16 protein-coding genes are annotated in these 21,853 nt (G+C 68.8%); 6 read left to right on the top strand and 10 right to left on the bottom strand.

Features of this window, described 5'->3' with window-relative positions; translation table 11 throughout:
* Positions 1–113: 113 nt before the first annotated feature.
* Complete coding sequence (locus PSH03_RS26055) at positions 114–1,496, bottom strand: FAD-binding oxidoreductase (RefSeq protein ID WP_210786218.1); 1,383 nt, start codon at positions 1,494–1,496, stop codon at positions 114–116.
* A 132-nt stretch (positions 1,497–1,628) separates the two neighbouring features.
* On the bottom strand, positions 1,629–1,991 hold the full coding sequence (locus PSH03_RS26050) for a YciI family protein (RefSeq protein WP_091407872.1): 363 nt from the start codon (positions 1,989–1,991) through the stop codon (positions 1,629–1,631).
* A 242-nt stretch (positions 1,992–2,233) separates the two neighbouring features.
* On the opposite strand from PSH03_RS26050, the gene PSH03_RS26045 reads away from it, so the two are divergent.
* Positions 2,234–3,106: an aldo/keto reductase gene (locus PSH03_RS26045; protein ID WP_210786219.1), complete on the top strand. Its 873-nt coding sequence runs from the start codon at positions 2,234–2,236 to the stop codon at positions 3,104–3,106.
* A 24-nt stretch (positions 3,107–3,130) separates the two neighbouring features.
* Here the strand turns inward: PSH03_RS26045 and PSH03_RS26040 are convergent, their stop codons facing one another.
* From PSH03_RS26040 to PSH03_RS26030, 3 genes are all read right to left on the bottom strand, one after another.
* Positions 3,131–3,547 (bottom strand): effector-associated constant component EACC1, encoded by a 417-nt coding sequence (locus tag PSH03_RS26040; RefSeq protein ID WP_210786220.1) that lies wholly within the window; start codon positions 3,545–3,547, stop codon positions 3,131–3,133.
* Positions 3,548–3,561: 14 nt separating this feature from the next.
* Positions 3,562–5,754, bottom strand: a complete 2,193-nt coding sequence (locus PSH03_RS26035) for a M48 family metalloprotease (protein ID WP_238690679.1) — start codon at positions 5,752–5,754, stop codon at positions 3,562–3,564.
* Between the two features lie 174 nt (positions 5,755–5,928).
* Positions 5,929–6,723: an esterase/lipase family protein gene (locus PSH03_RS26030; RefSeq protein WP_238690678.1), complete on the bottom strand. Its 795-nt coding sequence runs from the start codon at positions 6,721–6,723 to the stop codon at positions 5,929–5,931.
* 204 nt (positions 6,724–6,927) lie between these two features.
* Here PSH03_RS26030 and PSH03_RS32950 point away from each other — a divergent pair, with 204 nt between their 5' ends.
* Positions 6,928–8,286, top strand: a complete 1,359-nt coding sequence (locus tag PSH03_RS32950; RefSeq protein WP_238690677.1) for a pentapeptide repeat-containing protein — start codon at positions 6,928–6,930, stop codon at positions 8,284–8,286.
* A 17-nt stretch (positions 8,287–8,303) separates the two neighbouring features.
* Here PSH03_RS32950 and PSH03_RS26020 read toward each other — a convergent pair whose 3' ends face one another.
* On the bottom strand, positions 8,304–8,885 hold the full coding sequence (locus tag PSH03_RS26020; RefSeq protein ID WP_238690676.1) for a TetR/AcrR family transcriptional regulator: 582 nt from the start codon (positions 8,883–8,885) through the stop codon (positions 8,304–8,306).
* A gap of 222 nt (positions 8,886–9,107) precedes the next feature.
* Between PSH03_RS26020 and PSH03_RS26015 the strand changes: the two genes are divergently transcribed.
* The 4 genes from PSH03_RS26015 to PSH03_RS26000 all read left to right on the top strand — a co-directional run bounded on the left by PSH03_RS26015 (position 9,108) and on the right by PSH03_RS26000 (position 12,662).
* Positions 9,108–10,574: an MFS transporter gene (locus PSH03_RS26015; protein ID WP_238690675.1), complete on the top strand. Its 1,467-nt coding sequence runs from the start codon at positions 9,108–9,110 to the stop codon at positions 10,572–10,574.
* Positions 10,575–10,679: 105 nt separating this feature from the next.
* Positions 10,680–11,666, top strand: coding sequence for an SEC-C domain-containing protein (locus PSH03_RS26010; RefSeq protein ID WP_238690674.1), 987 nt, complete (start codon positions 10,680–10,682; stop codon positions 11,664–11,666).
* Positions 11,667–11,735: 69 nt separating this feature from the next.
* Positions 11,736–12,179: a nitroreductase family deazaflavin-dependent oxidoreductase gene (locus PSH03_RS26005; RefSeq protein ID WP_238690673.1), complete on the top strand. Its 444-nt coding sequence runs from the start codon at positions 11,736–11,738 to the stop codon at positions 12,177–12,179.
* 69 nt (positions 12,180–12,248) lie between these two features.
* Positions 12,249–12,662 carry a hypothetical protein gene (locus PSH03_RS26000; protein ID WP_238690672.1) on the top strand — a complete coding sequence of 138 codons (414 nt, stop codon included), beginning with the start codon at positions 12,249–12,251 and terminating at the stop codon, positions 12,660–12,662.
* Between the two features lie 447 nt (positions 12,663–13,109).
* Here PSH03_RS26000 and PSH03_RS25995 read toward each other — a convergent pair whose 3' ends face one another.
* The 4 genes from PSH03_RS25995 to PSH03_RS25980 are packed head-to-tail and all read right to left on the bottom strand — an operon-like array spanning position 13,110 to position 21,747.
* Positions 13,110–15,335, bottom strand: a complete 2,226-nt coding sequence (locus PSH03_RS25995) for a GmrSD restriction endonuclease domain-containing protein (protein ID WP_238690671.1) — start codon at positions 15,333–15,335, stop codon at positions 13,110–13,112.
* A 39-nt stretch (positions 15,336–15,374) separates the two neighbouring features.
* Complete coding sequence (locus PSH03_RS25990; RefSeq protein ID WP_238690670.1) at positions 15,375–16,868, bottom strand: type I restriction-modification system subunit M; 1,494 nt, start codon at positions 16,866–16,868, stop codon at positions 15,375–15,377.
* Positions 16,865–18,259: a restriction endonuclease subunit S gene (locus tag PSH03_RS25985; protein WP_238690669.1), complete on the bottom strand. Its 1,395-nt coding sequence runs from the start codon at positions 18,257–18,259 to the stop codon at positions 16,865–16,867. The genes PSH03_RS25990 and PSH03_RS25985 overlap by 4 nt, the downstream gene beginning before the upstream one ends.
* The gene (locus PSH03_RS25980) at positions 18,256–21,747 is read right to left on the bottom strand and encodes a DEAD/DEAH box helicase family protein (protein WP_238690668.1); all 3,492 of its coding nucleotides are present in this window, start codon (positions 21,745–21,747) and stop codon (positions 18,256–18,258) included. The genes PSH03_RS25985 and PSH03_RS25980 overlap by 4 nt, the downstream gene beginning before the upstream one ends.
* Between the last annotated feature and the right edge of the window lie 106 nt (positions 21,748–21,853).

Here is a 21,853-nt window from a genome sequence, read left to right as displayed (position 1 = left end):
GGCCGGCGGGCGGAACCGCACCGGGAACGTTGTGGCGACGGGCATCAGCGACCGCGCGCCGGGAATCGTACGCCTCTGTTGGCGTGCGCTGTCGGGGTGCTCCCGGCGGCGGCTCACCGCGGGCGCTCCGGGGGTGGCAGGGTGGGCACCGCGTGCAGCAGGTAGCGGGGGTCGTAGCGGCGCTTGGCGTGGCGCAGCCGCGCCCAGTTCGCGCCGTAGGCGAGCCGGACCCGGTCGGTCTCCTCCGGGGCGAGCAGGTTGGGGTAACCACCGGGCAGGGCCTGCGGGGCGAGCGCCGCAGAGGTCCGCTCGGCCCACTCGCGGTGCGGACCGGCCTGGTCGCCGGGCGCCCACACCGCGATGATCTCGGCCATCAGGTGATCGGTGCGCAGCCCGAACGCCGTGTCGGCGGGTCGGACCCGGGTGGCCGCGCCGTGGAAGTGGTGCACGGCCAGCGCGGAGAACGGTGAGGTGACCTGCCGGGCCGCGTCGACGAGCGTGTCCACCGCGCCGTCGGTGAGCGTGGGCAACCACCGGGTCCGCAGCAGGTAGTGGTTGCCGTCGACCATCCCACCGTCGAACATCCGCAGCGCGTCCGCGTACGGCATCGGGCCGATCTGGTCGACCAGCGGGGTGCCCAGCGCGCGCAGCCGGTCCATCCACGGCGCCCCGGCGTCCAGGTCGGGACCGCTGTAGAACGGGCAGACGAAAATCACCGGCTCGCCGGCCGGGCCGGGCAGGAAGCCGGCCATCACGGTCAGCTCGTCCGGCGCCTCGGCGACCAGCGCGCCGTAGCCGCGCAGCACGGCCGGTGCCTCGGAGAGCGCGAACATGATCATGCCGGCCAGCACGCCGGGCAGCCGGTGCGCGCGGAAGCGCAGCTCGGTGACGATGCCGAGGTTGCCACCGCCGCCGCGCAGCGCCCAGTACAGCTCGGCGTCGTGCCGGGGGTCGGCGGTGACCCGGCGGCCGTCGGCGAGAACCACCTCCGCGCCGAGCAGACTGTCCACTGCCAGACCGAACCGGCCGCACAGCGGGCCGTACCCGCCGGCGAGGGTGAGCCCGGCCATCCCCACGGCGCCGACCACGCCGGTGGGGACCACCAGGTCGTACGGGCGGGCGGCGGCGAGCAGCTCGGCCGCCGTGGTGCCGCCGCCGATGGTCACCGAGGCCGCGTCCGGATCGACCCGAACGGCGCGCAGCCCGGTCAGGTCGAGCGCCAGAGCGCCGTCGCGCAGCGCCCGACCGGCCCAGTCGTGCCCTCCGGAGCGGACCGAGAGGGGCAGGTGGCACCGGTTGGCGATGCGGACCGCCTCGGCCACCTCGTCGGAATCCTGGCACCTGGCGACCAGCGCGGGCGTGCGCGCCACAGCGCCGTTCCAGAGCCGGGTGGTGGTGGCGTAACCCGGATCGCCCGGCTCGTGCAGCCGGTCGCCGAGCAGGGCACGCAGTCGGGCGGCGGCGGAGGCGACATCGGGGGTGGCGGCGGAGAGCATGGCGACTCCTCGACCGGGGCCGACCCACGACACCGGGTACGCCCCGGCGGCGGCCCGCGCTGGGCGCGACCGTAACACCGGCAGGCGGGCGAGCGCCGTCATCATCACGACAGCCACCGATGGACCGGCGGCTCAGCTGCCCGCCTTGACCAGCGGGAACTCCAGGGAACCGGCCGGGCAGAGGAAGGTCAGCACCTCCACCCGGTAGAGCCCGGCCTGCACCGCCGGGTCGGCCTCCAGGACGCTGCGGACATCGTCGACGCTGCCGGTGCGGGCCAGCCCGAAGCCGATCGGCGGATCCGGCTCGCGCGCCGGCCCGTCCACCGAGCCGGCGACCAGGACGATGCCGCGTCGCTGCAACGCCTGCATGTGTTCGGCGTGCTCGGCCTGCAACCGCTGCACGGTCTCCGCGGGCAGGGCCCGCCCGGCCGCGCCGGGATAGATCACGATGCACTCGTACGTGTCGAGCGCGAAGTTGACCTGTGGCACTCCCATGGGTGCTCCCTCCGCCGTCGCGCCGGAACGCACCGGCTCCGGCCAGCGTCGCACGGACACCCCGGTCGTACCGGGCGCTTCCCGGCAACTCGGTTCGGCGCGCTGACGGCGTGTCCGCGCCCACACTCGGCCGACCGGCGGCATGGCGTGGAGGTTCCGGGGGATGATCCATCGGTGGCGGGTGGGCTCTTCACGCCCGCGCTGTCCACGCCCGCCACGACGAGACGATTGGGGATCGGGCAATGGCGACAAATATCAGTGAGCAGCCCGCGAAGGCGTCCGGCACGTACCGGATCGGCGGCGACGTCACAGTCAACCGGCTCGGCTACGGGGCCATGCAGATCACCGGCCCGGGTGTCTGGGGTGACCCGAAGGACCCGGCCGAGGCGGTACGCGTGCTGCGCCGTGCGGTCGAGCTGGGCGTGACGTTCATCGACACGGCCGACTCGTACGGGCCGTTCGTGTCGGAGTTGCTGATCCGGGAGGCGCTGCACCCGTACGCCGACGACCTGGTGATCGCGACCAAGGCCGGGCTGAGCCGCTCCGGCCCCGGCGACTGGCGGGCGTTGGGCCGCCCGGAGTACCTGCGCCAGCAGTGCGAGCTGAGCCTGCGTCACCTCGGCCTGGACAGCATCCCGCTGTACCAGCTGCACCGGATCGACCCGTTGGTGCCGCTCGCCGACCAGCTCGGTGAGCTGGCCCTGCTGCGGGAGGAAGGCAAGATCCAGCACATCGGGCTGTCCGAGGTGAGCGTCGCACAGATCGAGGAGTCCCGGGCGATCACCACGATCGCGTCGGTGCAGAACCTGTACAACCTCGCCAACCGCAGCGCCGAGGACGTGCTGGAGTTCTGCGAGCGCAACGACCTCGCGTTCATCCCGTGGTTCCCGATCGCCACCGGTGAGCTGGCCCGCCCGGGTGGCCCGCTGGACGCCATCTCCACCGCGCACGGCGCGTCACCCGCGCAGCTCGCGTTGGCCTGGCTGCTGCGTCGCTCGCCGGTGATGCTGCCGATCCCTGGCACGTCCTCGGTGGCGCACCTGGAGGAGAACGTCGGCGCGGCCGACGTGCGGCTCACCGACGACGAGTTCGAGGCGCTCGCCAAGGCGAGCTGACCCACCGCTCCGGACGCCGTCGGGTCATCCGGCGGCGTCCGGGCCGGGCTCCGAACCCCGCTCCGGACCGGGCTCCCGGGCAGCGCGTAGCGCCTCGGTCGCCTGGGCCAGCAGGCGAGCGGAGTCGGTCCGACCGCTCACCTGCAACTCCACCTCGGTGTCCCCGGTCTGGATCCGGATGCTGGCCTCGGTGCGCTGCTGGTCCACCCAGGACTGCAACAGGTTGAACAGCCCCGGGAGCAGCCCCTGGGCCAGCACCGCGATGATCACCGCGTCGCTGAAGCCCGGCCGGCCACCGCCGCCGCCGGCCGGACGGACTCCCGGCCGATACTCGGGGCGGCGGTGGATCCAGGTCAGCAGGTCGACCGACGGAGGCTGCCGCTGCCGGGGGTTGATGGTCAGCCGGACGGGCAGCCGGGCTGCGGTGTCGCTGTCGGTCACTGTCTGTCTCCCGGTCAGTCGGCGGCGGGTCGGAAGGTCACGTTGTCGCCGTCGGCGGTGGCGACGCCCGTGACGGTGAACGCGTTGTCGTCCTTGAACGGTGAGCTGCCGCCGAAGTAGGTGGTAGTGCCACTGGCCTCCACCCTGCCCTGGGTCTCGGTCGGGGTGGAGACCTGGGCGCTGGCCGGGCCGGTGAGTTCGACGGCGAGTTTCGGGTACTCCAGGATCTTCCAGGTGATCTTCTGGGTGGAGCCGCCGTAGTAGCGGAACGGGCAGCCCGGCGGAGCGGCCACGGTCTGCTTGACGCACTCGTCCAACCAGGCGCGTACCTGCGCCTCGACGGCCTCGGTCGCCGCCGGCTTGAGCACCGGCGCCAGTTGCAGGACGGCGGCGGTCTCCCCCGGGCCGACCAGCATGGTCGTACTCGGCGTCTCGCTGAGCGCACTGGACGGGCCGGTAGCGGTGTAGCCGCCGGGCAACAGCACCAGCGGGGCGCCCTCGGTGGCGACCGGCAACTCCACCCCGTTGAGCCGTACCCCGGGGTCGGCGATCGCGGCGTTGAGCGGGGTCGGCCCGCCGCTCAACCGCCAGCCGTGGAACAGCCCGGCGGTGGTCTCGTCCTCGCGGCGCAGGGTGAGGGTGGTGGTCTCCCGCGTGTCACCCAGCCGGTACGCCACTGTGGCCTTGGCGCTGTCGCCGTCGCGCTCCAGCGAGCTGATCTCGACGTCGGTCGGTGGTTGGTAGCCCTTGCCGCGCAGCAGTTGAGCGAGAAGCTTGGTGTCGGTGTCGCTGCCCTGGTCGGTCAGGTAGCCGAGGGCGGCGTCGCTGTCCCGGGCGGCGAGCGCGGAGAAGTAGCCGTCGATCGCCGCCTGGGGCCGGAAGAACGCCCACTGCACCACGCCGAGTCCGCTGGTGCCGAGGCAGGCGGCCACTGTGAGGGCGCCGACCAGCAGCCAGGTGCGGCGGGTGCCGACCGGGCCGGCGGAGTTGAACAGCCGGTCGACGGTGACGAGGTCGGGCGCACCGGCCAGCGACGCCCGCTCCAGCGCGTCGAGCCGCAGCTCGTGCGGCGGGTGGGTGGCGCAGACCGCCTCGTCCCAGCCGCTGCGGCCGGTCTCGAAGGACAGCCGCCGTTCCAGGATGCGCCGCAACCCGTCGACGTGCCCGGTGAGCACGGCGCCGAGGTCGGCCCGGTACTCGGCCGCCCGCACGTCACGGGCGTGCAGTGGCAGCACCACGTACCGCATGGTGAGCAGCACCGGCCAGAAGAACACGAAGACCACGAAGTTGGTGCCCGGGTGTGGGAACGTCCGCATCAGCCAGGTCGGCAGGGCGTGCGCGAGGGTCAGCGGCAGGCCGACACCGCGGACGAAGGCGCTGGTGATCTCGTCCCCGGTGCGCCAGTGCACCAGCTCGTGGCTGAGCAGCGCGGCCACCTCGTCGTCCGGTTCGGTCAGCACTGCGGTGGTGACCACCACGTGTCGGGCGTACGTGCGGGCGTTGCTCAGGACCGGGTCGTCCTCCATGAGCAGCCGGGGCACGCTGGGCAGACCGAGTCGTCGGGCGCAGTCGTCGAGGATGGGGCGCAGCCGCGCGTACTCGCGGCGGCTGGGCTGGCGCGCGCCTGAGACGACAAGCAGGCGGGGTTCGAGCAGCACCCGGTAGAGCGTGTAGAGGACCCCGATCAGCGCCGCCGCGACGACGGTGCCGATCAGGCCGGTGAGCAGCGCGAAGGGCTCGTCGGCGACGCCCATCCAGGGCAGGGCCAGCACGGCGAGGAAGCCGACCAGGAAGCCGATGGCGAAGCCGGCGACGCCGCCGAGCAACCCGCCGGAGCGGGTCAGGAACGCCTCGACCAGGGAGCCGATCAGCGGGGCGTCGCGCAGCACCTGGGGCACCTGGTCGTCGGCGCCGGTCCCGACGGCGAAGAGCCCGACGATGCCGAACGTGAGACCGCCCCAGACCGCCAGGAGCAGCGCGACCGGCAGGTAGAACCAGGTGGCGAGGAACGCGCCGAGCACGCCGCGCCAGTCCCGCAGGATCCCGGCGCGCAGCCAGACCAGCGCGCTGGGGTAGCCCGGTGGGCGGTCGGCGAACCCGCCGGTGGGCGGCGGGGTGTCGGCCGACGGCGGTTGGGCGGCCCGGACGTCGAGCTGCGGCACGGTCGGCGGGGTGTTCTCCGGCGGCACTGTGGGCGGCTCGGTCATGAGCGCTGCTCCTTCTCGGAGGATGGCGTCCACTGTCGGGGATGGACAGCCGGAGCAGGCTATCGAGGACGTCTGATGTCTGCCACACCGTTTGGCGGGATCGTCGCGCACCCGACACTCAGCGTCGCGGGTGCGGTGCGGCGGTCCCCTCCGGGACCACCGCACCGCACCGGGTCAGAGCGCGAGGCAGTTGGGTCGCACCGGGCCGTCGACCAGGGCGCCGCGCACGATGGTGTACGCCGTGCCGTCGAGCACCAGGCCGAGGTGCCCCACCACCCGCAGCGGGCAGTACGCCTGGACCAGCACGTTCGTCGCACCGTCGTTGACGGCGGCGTTCCCGGTCGGCCGGACCAACTCGTCCTGCAGGGTGCGGATGGTGGTGTAGCGCACCGCGCCCGGGGTGTCGTCGCCGGCGTTGAGGTCGGCGAGGAACGCCGAGCCGATGGTCATCTGTTGGCAGGCCACGACGCCGGCGCAGCTGCCCAGACCCAGGAACGCCACGATGTTGGCGACGTACGTGCCGTACTGCGGTGTGCCCAGGCTGACGTACCGACCGACGGTGGCGGTGCCGCCGAGCCGCTTGAGGTAGTACCGGCTGACCAGGCCCCCTTCGGAGTGGGCGACGACGTCCACGCTCGCCGCGCCGGTGCTGGCGCGGACCTGGTTGACGTAGCCGGCGAACGCGCGGGCCGAGGTGGGGATGTCACCGAGGCCCAGCCCGGGCAGCTGGTAGATGAAGGCGCGGTAGCCGTCGGCGCGCAGGCGGGCGGCGATCGGCTCGTACGCGACGGCGATGCCGCTGAGCCCGCCGACCACGATGACGGGGTTGGCCCCCGAGGCGGCGAAGGGTGTCGTGGGGGCGGCGGTGGCCGGGGCGGGTTCGGCGGGGGCGGCGGTCGCCGTGGTGGTGGACGCGAGCAGCGCGGCGGTGGCGAGGGCCAGGACGAGGGCGGTCTTTCGGAGCAGCATCGCTGCACCTCCGGGGGGAGGCACCCGGCGAACCGGGCAGGTGGGTGGGGGTGTCCGGTCGACCGTGCGACGATCATCCCCGCAACAATTCAGAAACGTCAATGACTTGTTACGCGCCGGTAACCCGTTGTTCCGACGGAGGCGTAAACGGGCATACCGCCACGCTCCATATCGGACACCGACGGTGGCTGGCATGCTGTGGCCGTGGCCGTCGACGAACCCACCGAGCGCGAGCTGCGGGTGATGCCGTGGTGGCTGGTCCTGGTCGGCCTGCTGGTCGCCATCGCCCTGGGCTGGCTGGTGCTGGACCTGCTACTCACCGAGGCCGACCGGGCCAGCCAACCGGACACCCGCGCCACGCTGCGCATCGACGCGATCCGCACCGGCCTGACCGTCGTCGCCGGCACTGGCGGCGGGCTCGCGCTGCTGCTCGCCGCCCGCCGCCAGTGGATCACCGAACGCGCGCAGCGGCACCAGGAGAGCGTCGCCGCACGGGACCAGGTGCACCGGGACCGGGTGCAGGCGCACGCCGAGGCGGTGGCCGAGGCCGCACAGCGCCACCAGGACCGGCAGTCCGGGGCCGCCGAGCACGACGCGGCGGAGCGTCGACTGACCGAGCTCTACACCCGGGCTGTCGAGCTGCTCGGCAACGACAGCGCGGCGGTACGCCTCGGCGGCCTGCACGCGCTGGAGCGCCTCGGTCAGGACAACCCGGGGCAGCGCCCGACGATCGCGGCGGTGCTCTGCGCGTACCTGCGGATGCCGGCGCCCGACGGCGAGCCGCGCGAGACGGAGGTCCGGCGCAGCGCGCAGCGGGTGCTGACCCGACACCTGCGCGCGGACGACGCGGCGCACTGGCCGGAGCTGAGGCTCGACCTGGCCGGCGCCGCGCTCGTCGACTTCGACGCCGCCGGCTGCACGCTCGTCGACGCGAACTTCACCGAGGCGGTGTTCACCGGTACGACCACCTTCGCGGGCGCGACGGCGCGGGGGCGTCTGCTACTCGGGGCGGCGACCCTCGACGAGGTGGTCTTCGAGGGGCTCGCGGCCGACGGCGAGGTCATCCTCGACGACGTTCGCGTCGGCGGTGGGGCCAGCTTCGACGGCGCCGCCCTTCCCGGCGGCCTGTCCTGCCGGCGAGCCAGCTTCACCGGCCCGACCTCGTTTCGCCGGGTGACCTTCGGCCAGCCGACCAGCTTCGACGCCACCCGCTTCGAGGACGCCGCCACCTTCCGGGAGGCCGTCTTCGACGGCGCCCTGTCGATGGAGCACACCGAGTTCGGCCGGTCGGCCACCTTTCACTCGGTCCGTTTCACGAACATGGCGCTGTTCCGCTGGACGGCGTTCGGCGCGGAGGCGCTGTTCGACCGGGCCCGCTTCGTCGACGCCGCGAACTTCGGCCGGGCCCGGTTCCACGGCATGGTCAGCTTCCGTGACACACAGTTCAGCCGGCCACCGCAGGTCGAGCAGGCCCGGGCGGTGGCCGACAGTGGTCACCGCTGGCCGGCGGGCACGACTGTGGAACGCCTCGACGACGAGTGGCTGCTGCTGGTCGACCGCTGACCGGGTCGGACGGGGCGTCAGCGCGGCGTGGCCGGCGGGCGCAGGCCGTCCAGGGCCACGCCGAGCACCCGGTCGCGCTGCTCGGGTGAGGGGAACTGGGCCATGGTGAGGCCACTGATCAGCCGCACCACGTCGTCGAAGCCGATGTCGTCACGGACCACACCGGCGGCCTGTGCGCGACGCATCAGCGGCTCACCGGCGGAGAAGATCTCCGTGCGGCAGCTGGCGAAGATCTCGGAGTCGTGCAACAACTGCTCGGCGAGCGCCCGCTTGGTGGCGACGTACGCGACGAAGCGGTGCAGCCAGGCGACGAACGCGTCCCAGGGTGGCAGCTCGGCCAGGCCCTCGGCGGAGTGGCAGAGAGCCCGGACCTCCTCGACGTAGACGGCCTCGAACAGGTGCCGGCGGGTCGGGAAGTTGCGGTAGAGCGTGCCGATGCCCACCCCGGCCCGGCGGGCCACGTCCTCCAGGGAGGCGGCGGCGCCGTGCTCGGCGAACGCCTCGCGGGCCGCCGCGATCAGGGCGTCGTAGTTACGCCGCGCGTCGGCCCGCTTGGGCCGCTGGGCGAAGACCTCGGGCGCCTGCCCCGCACCGGTCATGACGTGCGTCACCTCACCCTGGTTGCATCCGGAGGAGACCCTCCGCTAGCTTAGTGGAGGCACCCCTCCGGAATCCCGGAGGCCTGCCTCCGGTTACCTTACCTCGGGACCCGCCCGATCGCCGCCTGGCCACCCCGATCGCCCGGACCCCGACAGACCACCCCGTCGTAGACGACGGGCGACAAGCCTTCATTCCCGTACGTAATCAGGGAGTTCTCTCTCGTGGCAGTGACCTCCCGACGCGGCTCGCGTCGGCTCACCTTCACCGTGCTCGCGGCCGGCGCCGGGTTCTTCGCGATGCTCCAGTCGCTGATCACCCCGGTGCTGCCGACCATCCAGCAGGACCTGCACACCTCCCAGAACACAGTGACCTGGGTCCTGACCGCCTACCTGCTCAGCGCGTCGATCTTCACCCCGATCCTCGGACGCGTCGGCGACATGATCGGCAAGGAGCGGATGCTCGTCGTCTCGCTCGCCGCCCTCGCCCTCGGCTGCCTGCTGGCCGCCATCGCGCCGAACATCGGCGTCCTCATCCTCGCCCGGGTCGTCCAGGGCATCGGCGGAGCGGTCTTCCCGCTGTCGTTCGGCATCATCCGCGACGAGTTCCCGGCCGCACGGGTCTCCACCGCGGTGGCCGCCATCTCGGCCATCGTCGCCGTCGGCGGTGGCCTGGGCATCGTGCTGGCCGGCCCGATCGTCAGCACGCTGGACTACCGCTGGCTGTTCTGGATCCCGATGGCCGTGGTCGGGCTGACCGCCGTGGCCGCGCACCTGTTCGTGCCCGAGTCGCCGGTCCGTACCCCCGGTCGCATCGACTGGCGCGCCACACTGCTGCTCTCCGGCTGGCTGGTCGCGCTGCTGCTGCCGATCAGCCAGGGCGCCACCTGGGGCTGGACCTCCACCCGGGTGCTCGGTCTGCTGGCGCTGGCAGTGGTGCTGCTGGCCGGTTGGCTGGTCGCCGAGGTGCGCTCGGCCAACCCGCTGATCGACATGCGGATGATGCGCCTGCCCGGCGTCTGGACCACCAACCTGGTCGCCCTGCTCTACGGCGCGTCGATGTTCTCCGTGTACGCGTTCCTTCCCCAGTTCCTGCAGACCCCGACCATCGCCGGCTACGGCTTCGGCGCCAGCATCAGCCAGGCCGGTCTGCTCATGCTGCCGATGCTCGTCGCGATGTTCGTCGCCGGCCTCGTCGCCGGGCGGCTCCAGGCCGTCTTCAGCGCCAAGGCGCAGCTCGCCACCGGTGCCACCTTCAACGTGGCCGCCTCCGCGATGCTCGCCACCGCGCACGACACCCGCTGGGAGGTCGCCATCGCCGGTGGCCTGGTCGGCCTCGGCATCGGCCTGGCCTTCGCGTCGATGGCCAACCTGATCGTCGCCAGCGTGCCCGCCAGCCAGACCGGCGTGGCGACCGGCATGAACGCCAACATCCGCACCATCGGCGGCGCGATCGGCGCCGCCGTGGTCAGCGGCGTGATCACCGCCAACCCGCAGGCCAACGGCCTGCCCCGGGAGGCCGGCTTCACCATGGGGTTTCTCGTCCTCACGGCGATCGCCCTGGCCGCCGCGCTCGCGGCCCTCGCCGTCCCGTCCGCCCGGCGGCCGTCGGCCGGTCGCCGGCCGTCCGCCACGACGATCGTCGAGTCGGAGCTAGCCGGCGAGTTCGCCACCATGCCGGCGACCCGCTGAAAGTTCGCGTCGCAGCCCGGGCGGTTCGCCGCCCGGGCTGCTCCCTGTCCAGGAGTACGCTGGCCGCTCCCCCACCCACCGACCGTCGTCTTTCAGGATGCGCCCATGTCCGAGTTGCTTACCGCCGACCGCATCGAAGAGATCGGCTCCCTGGGCCTCAAGAGCTTCGACCCGGCCGCGCTCGTCGCCGAACTGGTGGGCGCCGTCGACGAGGGGCGCGTCGCGGACCCCCACGACACCGGGTACGCCCTGCTCGTCGCCGTGGACATCCTGGAACAGGCCGGTGACCTGGCCGACGCGCTCGCCCTGGCCACCCGCGCCATCGCCGAGCAGCCGGACGACAACGCGTACCCGCGAGCGGTGCGCGGCGGCCTGCTGCTGCGCCTCGGGCGCACCGACGAGGGCATGGCCGAGCTGACCGCACTGCGTCCGCTGTTGGAGACCGACCCCGCGGCCACGTACCTGATCGACGAGCTGGCCGAGTCCGGCCACGCCGACACGGCATTGGAGTGGCTCACCGAGGCGCTGGACGCCATCCTGGAACGGACCCGGACCCAGCAGTACGCGTCCGAGGACGCCCAGGACGAGGCTGCCGCCATGCTCTACGGCCTGGCCCAGCAGCGGCACGACCTGCGCGAAGAGCAGGGCCTACCCCACGACGAGTACGACAACCTCGCCGACCGGCTGCGCGCCGCGAGCACCCACGCGCTCGACGCCCTCGACGACGGCCCGGCGACGCTGCTGTTCTGGCCGAAGGCGGAGTTCACCGCGCTGCTGCTGCGCTGGCCCACCCTCGTCGACAGCTTCCCCGCCACCTGGGACGAGCACCGCGCCCAGCTCGAACGCGCCCTCGTCGACGCCTCCGGGATGGGCGGCATCGACCTGGGGGTGGTCGTCGGCACGGCCGCCGGCCTGGCCGCCTTCGCCGAACGCACCGGAAGCGACCCCACCAGCGAGGAAACGCTCGACGAGTACGCCGACAGCCTCGACGAGGCCGGCGTAACCGCCTGGCCGCCCGGCCGCAACGACACCTGCTGGTGCGGGTCCGGCGCCAAGTACAAGAAGTGCTGCCTGCCGCGCTCACGCGGCTGATCGTCCCGAGCGCGCTGACCCCGACGTATGGTCGATGCGTCCGTTCGACTCGACGATGAAGGCGATGGCGTGACCACACACGAGCAGCACGAGACGGTCGAGGACAGCCCGGTCGGCTGGGTCGCCAGCCACATCCGGCGCTACGTGCGGACCGACGGCGCCGACGGGGGCACCTTCCACGGCGTACCCTCGCTGCTGCTCACCACCCGCGGACGCCGGTCGGGCACGCTGCGCCGCACGGCCCTGATGTACGGGCGCGACGGCGACAACTACCTGCTGGTGGCGTCCAACGGCGGCGCGGCCACGCACCCCGCCTGGTACCTGAACCTGAGCGCCGACCCGGCAATGGAGATCCAGGTCGGCGCGGAGCGGATCACGGGTCGAGCCCGGACCGCGACCGGCGAGGAGCGCGTCCGGCTGTGGCCGGTGATGACGAAGGTCTTCCCGACGTACGCCCGCTACGCGAAGGAGACCGACCGCGAGATCCCGGTCGTCGTCATCGAGTGTGATTGATGCGCCTCATGGCTGGTGAGGGCTAGGGTGACGGCAGGTAAGCACCCCACTCCGGCAAGGAGGACCGTCGTGCGCCGCATCATCACCGCCATTGCACTACTCGGGCTGTCACTCTCCATCATGCTGGCGCCGACGCCGGCAAGCGCGGCGAGCAGCGTCGACGTCACCTCCGCGACCCTTGTCGCACGAGGCGTCGCCGTGGACATCACCCTCACCGTGACCTGCCCAGCCGGCCTGTCCGGCGCCACCGAGCTGATCGTCCGGCAGCGGTCGGGCGACAGGGTCGCCTACGCGTCCGGCTGGGCGCCCCTCAACAGCTGCACCGGCGAGCCGCAAGCCGTGACCGGGCGAGCGTGGGTGGAAGGCGGCGGACTGGTCCTGCACAGGGGTGTCGCGCTGATCAGCGGTGGCTTCGAACTGTGCAACCAGGACGTCTGCGACTACCCGACCTTCGAGCAGACGTTCCGCATCACCCGTAAGTAAGCGACTGACCGGACTAGCTGCTCGCGGACGTCCCGCGAGCACCCCGCTCTGCTCAGCTGTCCGTGGTCGCTGTGCGGCCCGCAATGACAAAGGCATCCGTGAAGCCGGTGAAGTAGCGCAGCCCGGCTTCCAGGTCCTCGACGACCTCCTGAGCAATCACTTCGGGCGGCAGGGGTGTTTCGATTTCAAGTGAGGCGGTCGCTGGCGCGAAAGTCGTGCACTCAGAGTTATGGTTCCCCGACTCATGCCGGGCACGCTTCGGCAGTGGATGAAGAGCACGTCGACCTGCATTCGGCAGCCCAGAAGATGATGTGGGTAGGCCTAGCATGTGTGCAAGTCGTACTGGTTGAGCGGCCTACAGCGGACGGTTGCCCCGCCCACTTTGGGAGACAACGATTCCGTCGAGCGGAGTCGGAATAAAAGCCAAGTCGGTTGTGACAGCTATCGTCAACCCTCTTCTAGCAGACCACGAGAAAGGGCGTCCGCTCGAACATCAAAGAGCGAGGTCTTTTTATCACCCCGGCGCACCTTCCAGGCACTCCAGCCGTTAATGGATCCCATTCCGGTGACCGTCAACCCAGCCGGGGACGGCGACTCAAAGATTTCCCCACTATCTAGCTGTATATGCCCGGAGCTGTTAATTCGAGCAAAGTATTCCACGCGTTTGTAAGTGAGAACCAACTCCTCACCCACACCGAGCGCCCCAGCGGCAACCAATCGAGCCAACGTAACACCACCGAAATGCGCTCGCGTGCGTCTGGTAACCGCCGAAGATAACCGCTGATCAGGGATCAGCATAACGGCCTCGGCGCTATCGACGGCAACCGGTGCGGCATTGGGCGGGAGAATGAAACCCAGTCGTTTCGGGTCCCAGATAATCTCACAGAGGCGCTCGTACAGACGTTGCCGCAGCTCAATGGCACCCATGTCGAAGCGGGCAACCGGATGGAAGAGCTTTTCCAATTTACGCTTTTTTACCACACCTTCAGTGAAGGGCCTATTGCGCTCCCAGGTTACCTTATGCAACGACGCAGCCAAATGATTCTGGCTACGATACCACTCGACCTTCCGCTCATACGGTGCGTCCTGGTAACTCGCGTTGTGAGACTTCCTCAGCAACAGCAGAGCTCCTAGTCGGTTACGCTGCAGTCGGAATTCCGATTCAACCCTAACCTCAGCCTGGTGGCGCTCAAACTTATTCGCCCAGATGTGTTCGATCTCGAACGGTTCATCTTTGTCCAGGTACCGGACCATCTCGTTCTGTCCGCCACACTCAGTTTCCACGAAGGCCGTCATCCGGGCCAATAGATACCTCACCTGCGCACGATTGTCGGCACGCAGGCCATACCGCTTAACTCCAGTGAAGTCTGCGTCCAACTGAGCTATCTGCCGGCCCAAAAACTTCGTAAGGGTGTCGATGTCATAGCTTGCTCGCAGACCAAGGATCAGTGGCAAAACTGGGGCATACAACTCATTCGACTTGGTGATGCGATTGTTGACGGCCATCCGCACAAAGACAATATCCAGATAGGCGGCGACCAGCGATGCCTTCTCTCGAAATTGAGCGTTGCTGTCGTCCGGATCGATCGCCGCCAGCAGGAGAGGCATCTGGTCGATCTCGTTCTTGGCGTTGTAAAACAACACTTCTAGACCTGGTTCCAAGACTTTCGTCGCTGCGTTCAGCGTGGCATACCGCCCGGATAGACGGACGAGATCGTGTTCGACGAAACGCGCGAAATCTGAAGCGTGCCTAAGATTCATCCGCTCAGCGGCGTTCTCCTGCACCCACCCGTGGAACGACACCCCAATGTCGGTGATTTCATCCAAGCTTTGGGCGTACCGGCCGATCAGCAACGCTTGGAGGAACTTCGCCGCAGCCTGCGGGGCGCGGTGGTCGATTCTCGCCAGAACACCGCTCCATGCCTCCCCCAGCCGAGGCAGGTTGTCGCGATTACGAGCGCTCCGCAGGAGAAAGCTCTTTAGCAGGTCAGCCGGGCCGAGTTGCACCCCCCGGTCGTTCATCGTCTCGAAGATTTCCCAGCCCTGCCGGCGATTGTTGGCGTTGATGCCTACCAGACAAACCCGATTGAGCAGCCAATGGATGAACAGCGGCAGCGCCTCGTCTCGTATCGACTCCGGCAGCAGCGCGTCGAGTTCCTGACTGCGCTCGTACAGGTTGACGACCGACGGCCCAGCGTCTGCAGGCAACGAAAGCGGCTTGCCCTCGAAGATCGCTTCAAGGACCGGGCTACGCTCGTCGGACCGGATCACATAGGCACGCTCGCCGTATGAATTACCGGCGATGAGGGGCTCCAGTGCGGCAATGTCAATCTGATACTCGCCCTGCTCGGCCTCAATGGCGAGCCGTCGTAGATGCAGAAGCAACAGGTGCAGAGTCGTAATCCGCTGCTGTCCGTCTACGAGCGCCGCCGTCTCGTCGTCCTGATAGTAGACAAAGGGACCGAGAAAGTACGGTCGATAGTGACGCACTGCGCGTCGCTCGTCGCCAGGCGTCCAGTCTTCGACGAAGTGGTCGGTCAGGTCATCAATCAGCGCCTTGACGTTGCTCCGGCCCCAACTATACTCGCGCTGGTAAGGGTCGAGCCGGAACTTCAAGAGGCTGAACAGTTCTTTGAGCGTAAAGCCATCACCACGAATGGGAGAGTCGGTCACTCCAGCACCTCCATTACCTCGGGCTCGTAGCGAGGACAGTCAGTTCGTATTCGGCTTCGAGGCGCCCAGCGCTTCAGCGATAGCGGCGAACTCGCGCAGCGCCGCCTCCAGGTCTTCGACGATCTCCTGCGCGATCACCTCCGGCGGTAGCAGCGCGTCGGCGTCCTCCAGGGAGGCGTCCTTGAGCCAGGTGATGTCGAGGTTCACCTTGTCTCGGACGATCAGCTCCTCGTAGGAGAACGCCCGGAACCGCTCGGTCTCAACACGCTCGTCACGGTCCTTGCCGGGCAGGTAGCAGTCGAGGAAATCCTGGAGATGTTCGCGACGCAGCGGGTTTTGCTTCAGCGTGAAGTGCTGGTTGGTACGGAAGTCGTACACCCAGAGTTTCTGGGTCCACGGCTCCTCGCGGGCGCGCTTGCGTTCGAAGAAGAGCACGTTGGCCTTCACCCCGCCGGCGTAGAAGATGCCAGTGGGCAGGCGCAGCATGGTGTGCAGGTCGTACTGCTTGAGCAGCCGGCGGCGGATCGTCTCCCCGGCCCCGCCCTCGAAGAGCACGTTGTCCGGCAGGACGACCGCGGCCCGGCCGTTGATCTCCAACAGCGAGGCGATGTGCTGGACGAAGTTGAGCTGCTTGTTGGCGGTGGTGGCCCAAAAATCGTTCCGCTCGATCTCCCGCTCTTCTCGGGTGGAGCGGCCATCTTCGCCGACCATCCGGATCGAGGAGCTGCGGCCGAACGGCGGGTTGGCGAGGACCAGGCTGTAGCGGCGGTCCGGCTCCTTGCCGAGCGCGTCCCTGATCGCGATCAGGGAGTCGCCACTGGGCGTGCCGATGCCGTGCAGCAGCATGTTCATGGCGGCGAGCCGGGCGGTGCCGTCGACCAACTCGGTGCCGGTGATCGCGCCGTTGGCAAGCCTGCGTCGCTGATCCGGGGTGAGTTCAGCGCCGTGGTGCCGCTGAATGTGATCGAACGCGGCGAGCAGGAAGCCGCCGGTCCCGCAGGCCGGGTCGGTGATCGTGTCGTCGGGGGTGGGCTGCATGCAGTCGACCATGGCAACCGTCAGTGCTCGCGGGGTGAAGTACTGGCCGGCACCGGACTTGGCGTCTTCGGCACCCTTGGCCAACAACTCCTCGTAGGCGTCACCCTTAACGTCGACGCCGGCTCGCGACCATTCTTCCTTGTCGATCAGGTCGACGATCAGCCGCTTGAGCTTCGCCGGGTCCTGGATCTTGTTCTGCGCCTTGCGGAAGATCGTGCCCAGGGTGCCGTCCTCCCGGGCAAGGCCGGTGAGGACGTGCCGGTACTGCACTTCCAGAGCGTCGCCCTCGGCATCGAGCAGCGTCTGCCAGCTCAGCTCGTCGGGCACGATCTGCTCCGGCCGCATCTCTCGATTGGCCCGCTCGTCGGCCATCTTGAGGAAGAGCAGGAACGTCAACTGCTCGACGTAGTCGATGGTCGAGACGCCGTCGTCGCGCAGCACGTCGCAGTAGTTCCATAGCTTCTGCACCAACCGGCGCGAATCCACAGTGCTCACAGCGGCAGTGCCTCCTGCTGGTAGTTGTCGCCGGTCACCCTTGTCGGCGGCGCCGCCAACTCTTTTTGTGTACGCGAAGAGCGCACCTTCTGCTTCGGCGGCGCGGCTGCCCGCTCGGCTCGGATGCGCGCCAACAACTCCGACGCCGGCTCGTCATCCGGATCCTGTGGCACCAGCCGCCCCGCAAACGCCGTCGATAACAGCGAAATGCGCAACTGAGCGGCCCGCTTCGATGCGGTCATCAGTGCCGCACGCGAGCGTCGCGTTTCCTGGGCTGTCGCCTTCCATTGAGCGATGATCCGATCCTGTTCATCGAGCTTCGGCACGGGAATCGCAACGTCGGACAGCATGGCCTGGTTAACCTTGTATATGCCGGCAGTAGTGCGTGCCAACTGCTCGATTTGGTGACGCACTTGAGGCGAATTCCAGACGAGTGTCAAAAACTCCGGCCTGACCGCAGTTTTATCCACCCGAACTCGAATCAGCGTGTCCGGGAAAGCAACAGGATCAGGGTTAGGATCTTGAGAGACCAGCCCTCCACGCCCCACCAGCCGAAGCGATCCGTTGCCCCGGCTTACCAAAAAGTCGCCCTGATGCACCAGATACTGCCGCGCCTCGCCGAGGCTCCACGCGCCGGATTTGCGCTCCGCTAGATCAATCTCATCGCCACGCAACGCGGTTAGGCGAAGCACCGGGAAACCACCGGCCCGAGTAGGCACCGACCTGCCATTGATCATTTTCTCGGCGAGCAGTGTGCCCAACTTCCGCTGTTTGAGTAGGCTAGAACCCAGTAGCGCCTTCATCAGAGCCCTGCTCAGCGAATCGAGCCGTGCACTGCTCCTGGAAAGATTCGCTACTCCTGCGGCGAGAATCAACAGGGCATCTTCGAGGGCGTCGACGATGCGGTGCTGCTCGGCGAGTGGTGGTATCGGAATTGCCCAGGAAGATAGGCGAGTGGCACCTATATGGTAGATTCCGACGCCCCTCGATTGCTTCACAAATGCGCCTCGAAGCGCCTCGAAGCGCAAGAAGTGGAGTAGGTACTGAGGATCAGGGCCGTGGCAACGAACGCGTAGCAATGTGTTTTGGATACAGCAATCCTCGATCTCGCCCTTCCAGATGGCCGGCTTTCCGACCTCACCCGGACTACCAGACGCCTCCCCAAGGACAATATCGCCCGGCTGCAGTCGGTAGATCTTCGCTTCCTCATCCGTGAAGTTCATCGACTTCACGTCATCAAGTTTGAGACCATTCCAGCCAACGTTGGCTGCACGGAGGTATGGGCGCATGTGGTCGCCGGTGTGGTTTTTCGGCGATCGTTGACGGCCGAGGCGGACTTCAGCGACCTCGTCAAGCCTTGCGCTCGTCCATCCCGACGGCAGATCGGTCATGCGGACAACTCCTGGTTCAGCTCGTTCAACAACGGTTCAGCGCGCTTCCCGAACGCGCCCGCGTACCCGTCGATCCCGCCCCGCTCGCTGAACGGCGCGCCCTCCAGGTCGTCCGGGCTGATCTCCACGCTGACCGCTATCACGTCCTTGATCCTCTCCAGCCACCATGCCTGATCGGCAGTGAACGTAGCGCCCGCCTGCTCCTGCCGGAGCAGCCACCCACGGAAGCGCTCCTCGACGAGGCTGCGGTACGGGCGCAGCTCCTGATCGAGCCCCAACTCATACCGGATGAGGCTGACAAGATCCGTCGTGCCTCGGGTGCCGGGAGCCTCCGCGGTGCGGCCGAGGAGCACGTACGACTTCCACAGCGACTCCGGCGTCCACGCCTGGGGCGGCCGGGCAATCCGCTTCGCGAGTTCGTTGAGCTGGTCGTAGCCCACCCGACCCCTCCCCTCAAAGAAGACCTGCAACGCGGTGATCTCGTCGCGGTGCTCCTCCAGGTAGTCGTGCCAGCTCTTCACGGTCACCTGGGCGCGTTCCTCGGGCGGCACACCGGCCGCCGAGATCAGCTTGTCGGCGTTCACCTCGTCGATGGTGATGTCGTGCGCCCGCCGGATCTCCAGGATGCGCTCGCGTAGCGCCGGGTTCGCGGCGAGCGGGCGCAGCGCGCCGGCTAGCAGGTCGCGTACGGCGTCCGGGCCAGCTTCCTTGGCCGGGTTGAGTTGTTCGGGGGCGACCGCGTCGACCAGGCCCCGCACGATGCCGGTGAGTGGCTGCTCAGCGAGATCCGCCAGCTCCGCACGCTCGTCATCGGTCAACTGCTGCTCCAGTCGGGCCAGCCGGGCCGCCAGTGTGGCCACCTCGTCCGCGTCGGCGGTCAGCGTGCCAGCTTTCTTGAGCAGGTCGCGCAACGAGATCTGCCGTTCGGTGTGCCGTTGCAGCGGCACGGCCTCGTCCAGGTCCGCTTCGGTGACACCAACGGCGTCGACGATGACGAACCGGTCCTTGACCTCGGCGTCAGGCGTGACGGCCTGGAACTCGGCGGCGTCGATGGTGCGGGCGCCACGACCCTTCATTTGCTCGAAGTAGGTGGCGCTGCGTACCGGCCGGAGGAAGAACACACACTCCAGTGGCCGGACGTCGGTGCCGGTGGCGATCATGTCGACGGTCACCGCGATACGCAGCTCCGGGCTGTTGCGGAACGCCTGGATGAGGGTGTCCGGGTTGTCGCCGCCCTTGCGGGAGGCGTAGGTGATCTTCGCGGCGAAGTCGTTGCCTCGTCCGAAGACCAGCCGGACCATCTGCACGATCTCCTCGGCGTGGTTGTCGTCCCGCGCGAAGATCAGCGTCTTGGGCACTGTCGACCGACCGGGGAAGATCTCGGTGAAGAGCTTCTCCCGGAACGTCTCCAGCACCAGCTTGAGCTGCCCCTTCGAGATCACCGACCGGCCGACCTGACTGCCGCCGTACGTGAAGTCGTCCTCCAGCTCCTGGTAACGCTCGGCCCGGGTGCGACGGTCGCGCAGTGGCACGACGGTGCCGGCCTCGATGTCGGCGCCCTTCTCGGTGATCTCCGTCTTGATCCGGTACACGTCGAAGCTGACGTTCACCCCATCGGCAACGGCCTGCTCGTAGGTGTACTCGGAGACCAGGTTCTGCTGGAAGAAGCCCAGCGTCTGCTTGACCGGCGTGGCGGTGAGCCCGACCACGAACGCGTCGAAGTACTCGATGACGCCTCGCCACTTGCCGTAGATCGAGCGGTGGCATTCGTCGACCACGATCAGGTCGAACGTTTCCGGCGGAAGGTGTCGGTTGTAGGCGACCTCGGCCGGCTCGTCCAATTCATAGTCGTCGTACGCCCGGTCATCGAGATCCACGTCCGGCAAGTCGTCGCCCCGCAGCGCGCCGTAGAGCCGCTGAATCGTGGAGATGACCACGGCGGACGAGTCGAGCATGCCGGTGCCCGAGAGCCGATCGACGTTGTACAGCTCGGTGAACTTCCGCCCGTCGCCCGGGGTCTGGTAGCCCGCGTACTCCCGCAGGGTCTGCTTGCCAAGGTTGTTGCGGTCGACCAGGAACAGGATCCGCACGGCGCGGGCGTGCTTCAGCAGCCGGTAGCTGCTGGTGACCGCCGTGAACGTCTTGCCAGCGCCGGTGGCCATCTGGATCAGCGAGCGCGGATGATCCTCGGCGAGGGAGCGTTCCAGCCCGTCGATGGCGTCCACCTGGGCGGGCCGCAGGCCGAGTCGGTCCAGCGCCGGCATTCGCCGCAGCCGGGCCCGCAACGTCGGCACCGACCGGTCGTCGTCGGCCTCCCGCATCCACCGAGCGAACGTCTCGGGCCGATGGAAGGCAAAGACCCCGCGGGTACGCGGGAACGGGTCAAGCCGGTTGACGAAGGCGGTCTCGGTGCCCGTGGCGACGTAGCCGAAAGGCAGCGGATCGTCCCGGTGCCATGCGGCGAGCTTCTGCTCGGCGGTGAGCCCGTTGAGGTAGCGGTCGAGCTGCGCCTCGACCCCACGAGGCGCGGTCCCCTCCCGCTTCGCTTCGATCACGCCGACCAGCCGCTGGTTGACGTAGAGCAGGAAATCGGCCCGGCCAGTCGCCAGGGTCACCTCCCGCACGGCGATGCCGGTGCCGGCCCAAAGGTTGATCTGGCTCTCGTCCTGGACGATCCAGCCGGCCGCGCCCAACTGCTTGTCGATCTCGACTCGGGTCTGGATCTCGTTGAGCGGTTCGTGCGAGGCACGACGGGCGCGGGCGATGAACTCCTCGCGCCGAGCCGCCGAGACCTTGGCCGTCGCCTTGCTGTCCAGCGCCGCCTGCTCTGCCTCGGCCGCCGATGTGAGGCTCGCCACCAGCGCAGCGGCCTGATCGCGGCGGGCGTCGGCATCGCGAACGGCGCGGTCCGCAGCGACCATCGCATCCGCCTGGGCCTGCGCCAAGGACGCTTTGCCTTCCAGCAAGAGCTTGGTCTGCGCCAACTCGTCCTTGTAGCGCTGGATCTCGGCCTGGAGCCCGTCGGCGATGCTCTGCGACACCTGCTCAGGCGGCGGGGACGGTGGCACGAAGCCGAGCGGAGTGCGGTCGCCGGTCAGCGCCCGGTGAAACCACACCCCCAGCTCGAAGCAGGTCCGCAGCATGTCCAGCGCCGCACGCACCTCACCCAGGTGATCGTGTACGGCCTTGTTGCCCTGATCGCGGAGACGGTCGAACGCGTGGTAAGTCTCCGCCACGAGCGTGCCATCGCCATACAGGGCCTGAACCCGGTGATAGAAGTCGTTCTTCTGCGGCTTCGCGCCGGTGCGCCTGACGAGATCCTTGGCCATCTCGTCGCCGAAGGCGCGGATCTTGAACATCGCGGCCTGCGCGTCGACATAGACGAGCAGCTCAGCGCCCGCGCCGTACCAGACCAGTAGCGGGTGTTCCTTGAGGAACCCGAAGTTGGCAGACTGCTCTGCCAGACGTCGTACCTGTCGAGGATCCACGACACTCCACGGGGCTAGCCTGCGGTGAACACGTCAGGATAGGGACGATCATCGCTTTGCACAGCCCGCACCACGCGCCGTGACAGCTTTCCGACAGCAGGAACGC

Source organism: Micromonospora salmantinae, from assembly GCF_022230905.1.
Classification (GTDB): Bacteria; Actinomycetota; Actinomycetes; order Mycobacteriales; family Micromonosporaceae; genus Micromonospora; species Micromonospora salmantinae.
Note: the sequence above shows the minus strand (reverse complement) of the source record. Positions and strands in the feature narration are given on the sequence as shown.

What these genes read in the sequence shown, in the direction of transcription:
- PSH03_RS26055 (WP_210786218.1), bottom strand. Translation starts at nt 1,496, where the DNA reads ATGCTCTCCGCCGCCACCCCCGATGTCGCCTCCGCCGCCGCCCGACTG.
- PSH03_RS26050 (WP_091407872.1), bottom strand. Translation starts at nt 1,991, where the DNA reads ATGGGAGTGCCACAGGTCAACTTCGCGCTCGACACGTACGAGTGCATC.
- PSH03_RS26045 (WP_210786219.1), top strand. Translation starts at nt 2,234, where the DNA reads ATGGCGACAAATATCAGTGAGCAGCCCGCGAAGGCGTCCGGCACGTAC.
- PSH03_RS26035 (WP_238690679.1), bottom strand. Translation starts at nt 5,754, where the DNA reads ATGACCGAGCCGCCCACAGTGCCGCCGGAGAACACCCCGCCGACCGTG.
- PSH03_RS26030 (WP_238690678.1), bottom strand. Translation starts at nt 6,723, where the DNA reads ATGCTGCTCCGAAAGACCGCCCTCGTCCTGGCCCTCGCCACCGCCGCG.
- PSH03_RS26020 (WP_238690676.1), bottom strand. Translation starts at nt 8,885, where the DNA reads ATGACCGGTGCGGGGCAGGCGCCCGAGGTCTTCGCCCAGCGGCCCAAG.
- PSH03_RS26010 (WP_238690674.1), top strand. Translation starts at nt 10,680, where the DNA reads ATGTCCGAGTTGCTTACCGCCGACCGCATCGAAGAGATCGGCTCCCTG.
- PSH03_RS25985 (WP_238690669.1), bottom strand. Translation starts at nt 18,259, where the DNA reads ATGACCGATCTGCCGTCGGGATGGACGAGCGCAAGGCTTGACGAGGTC.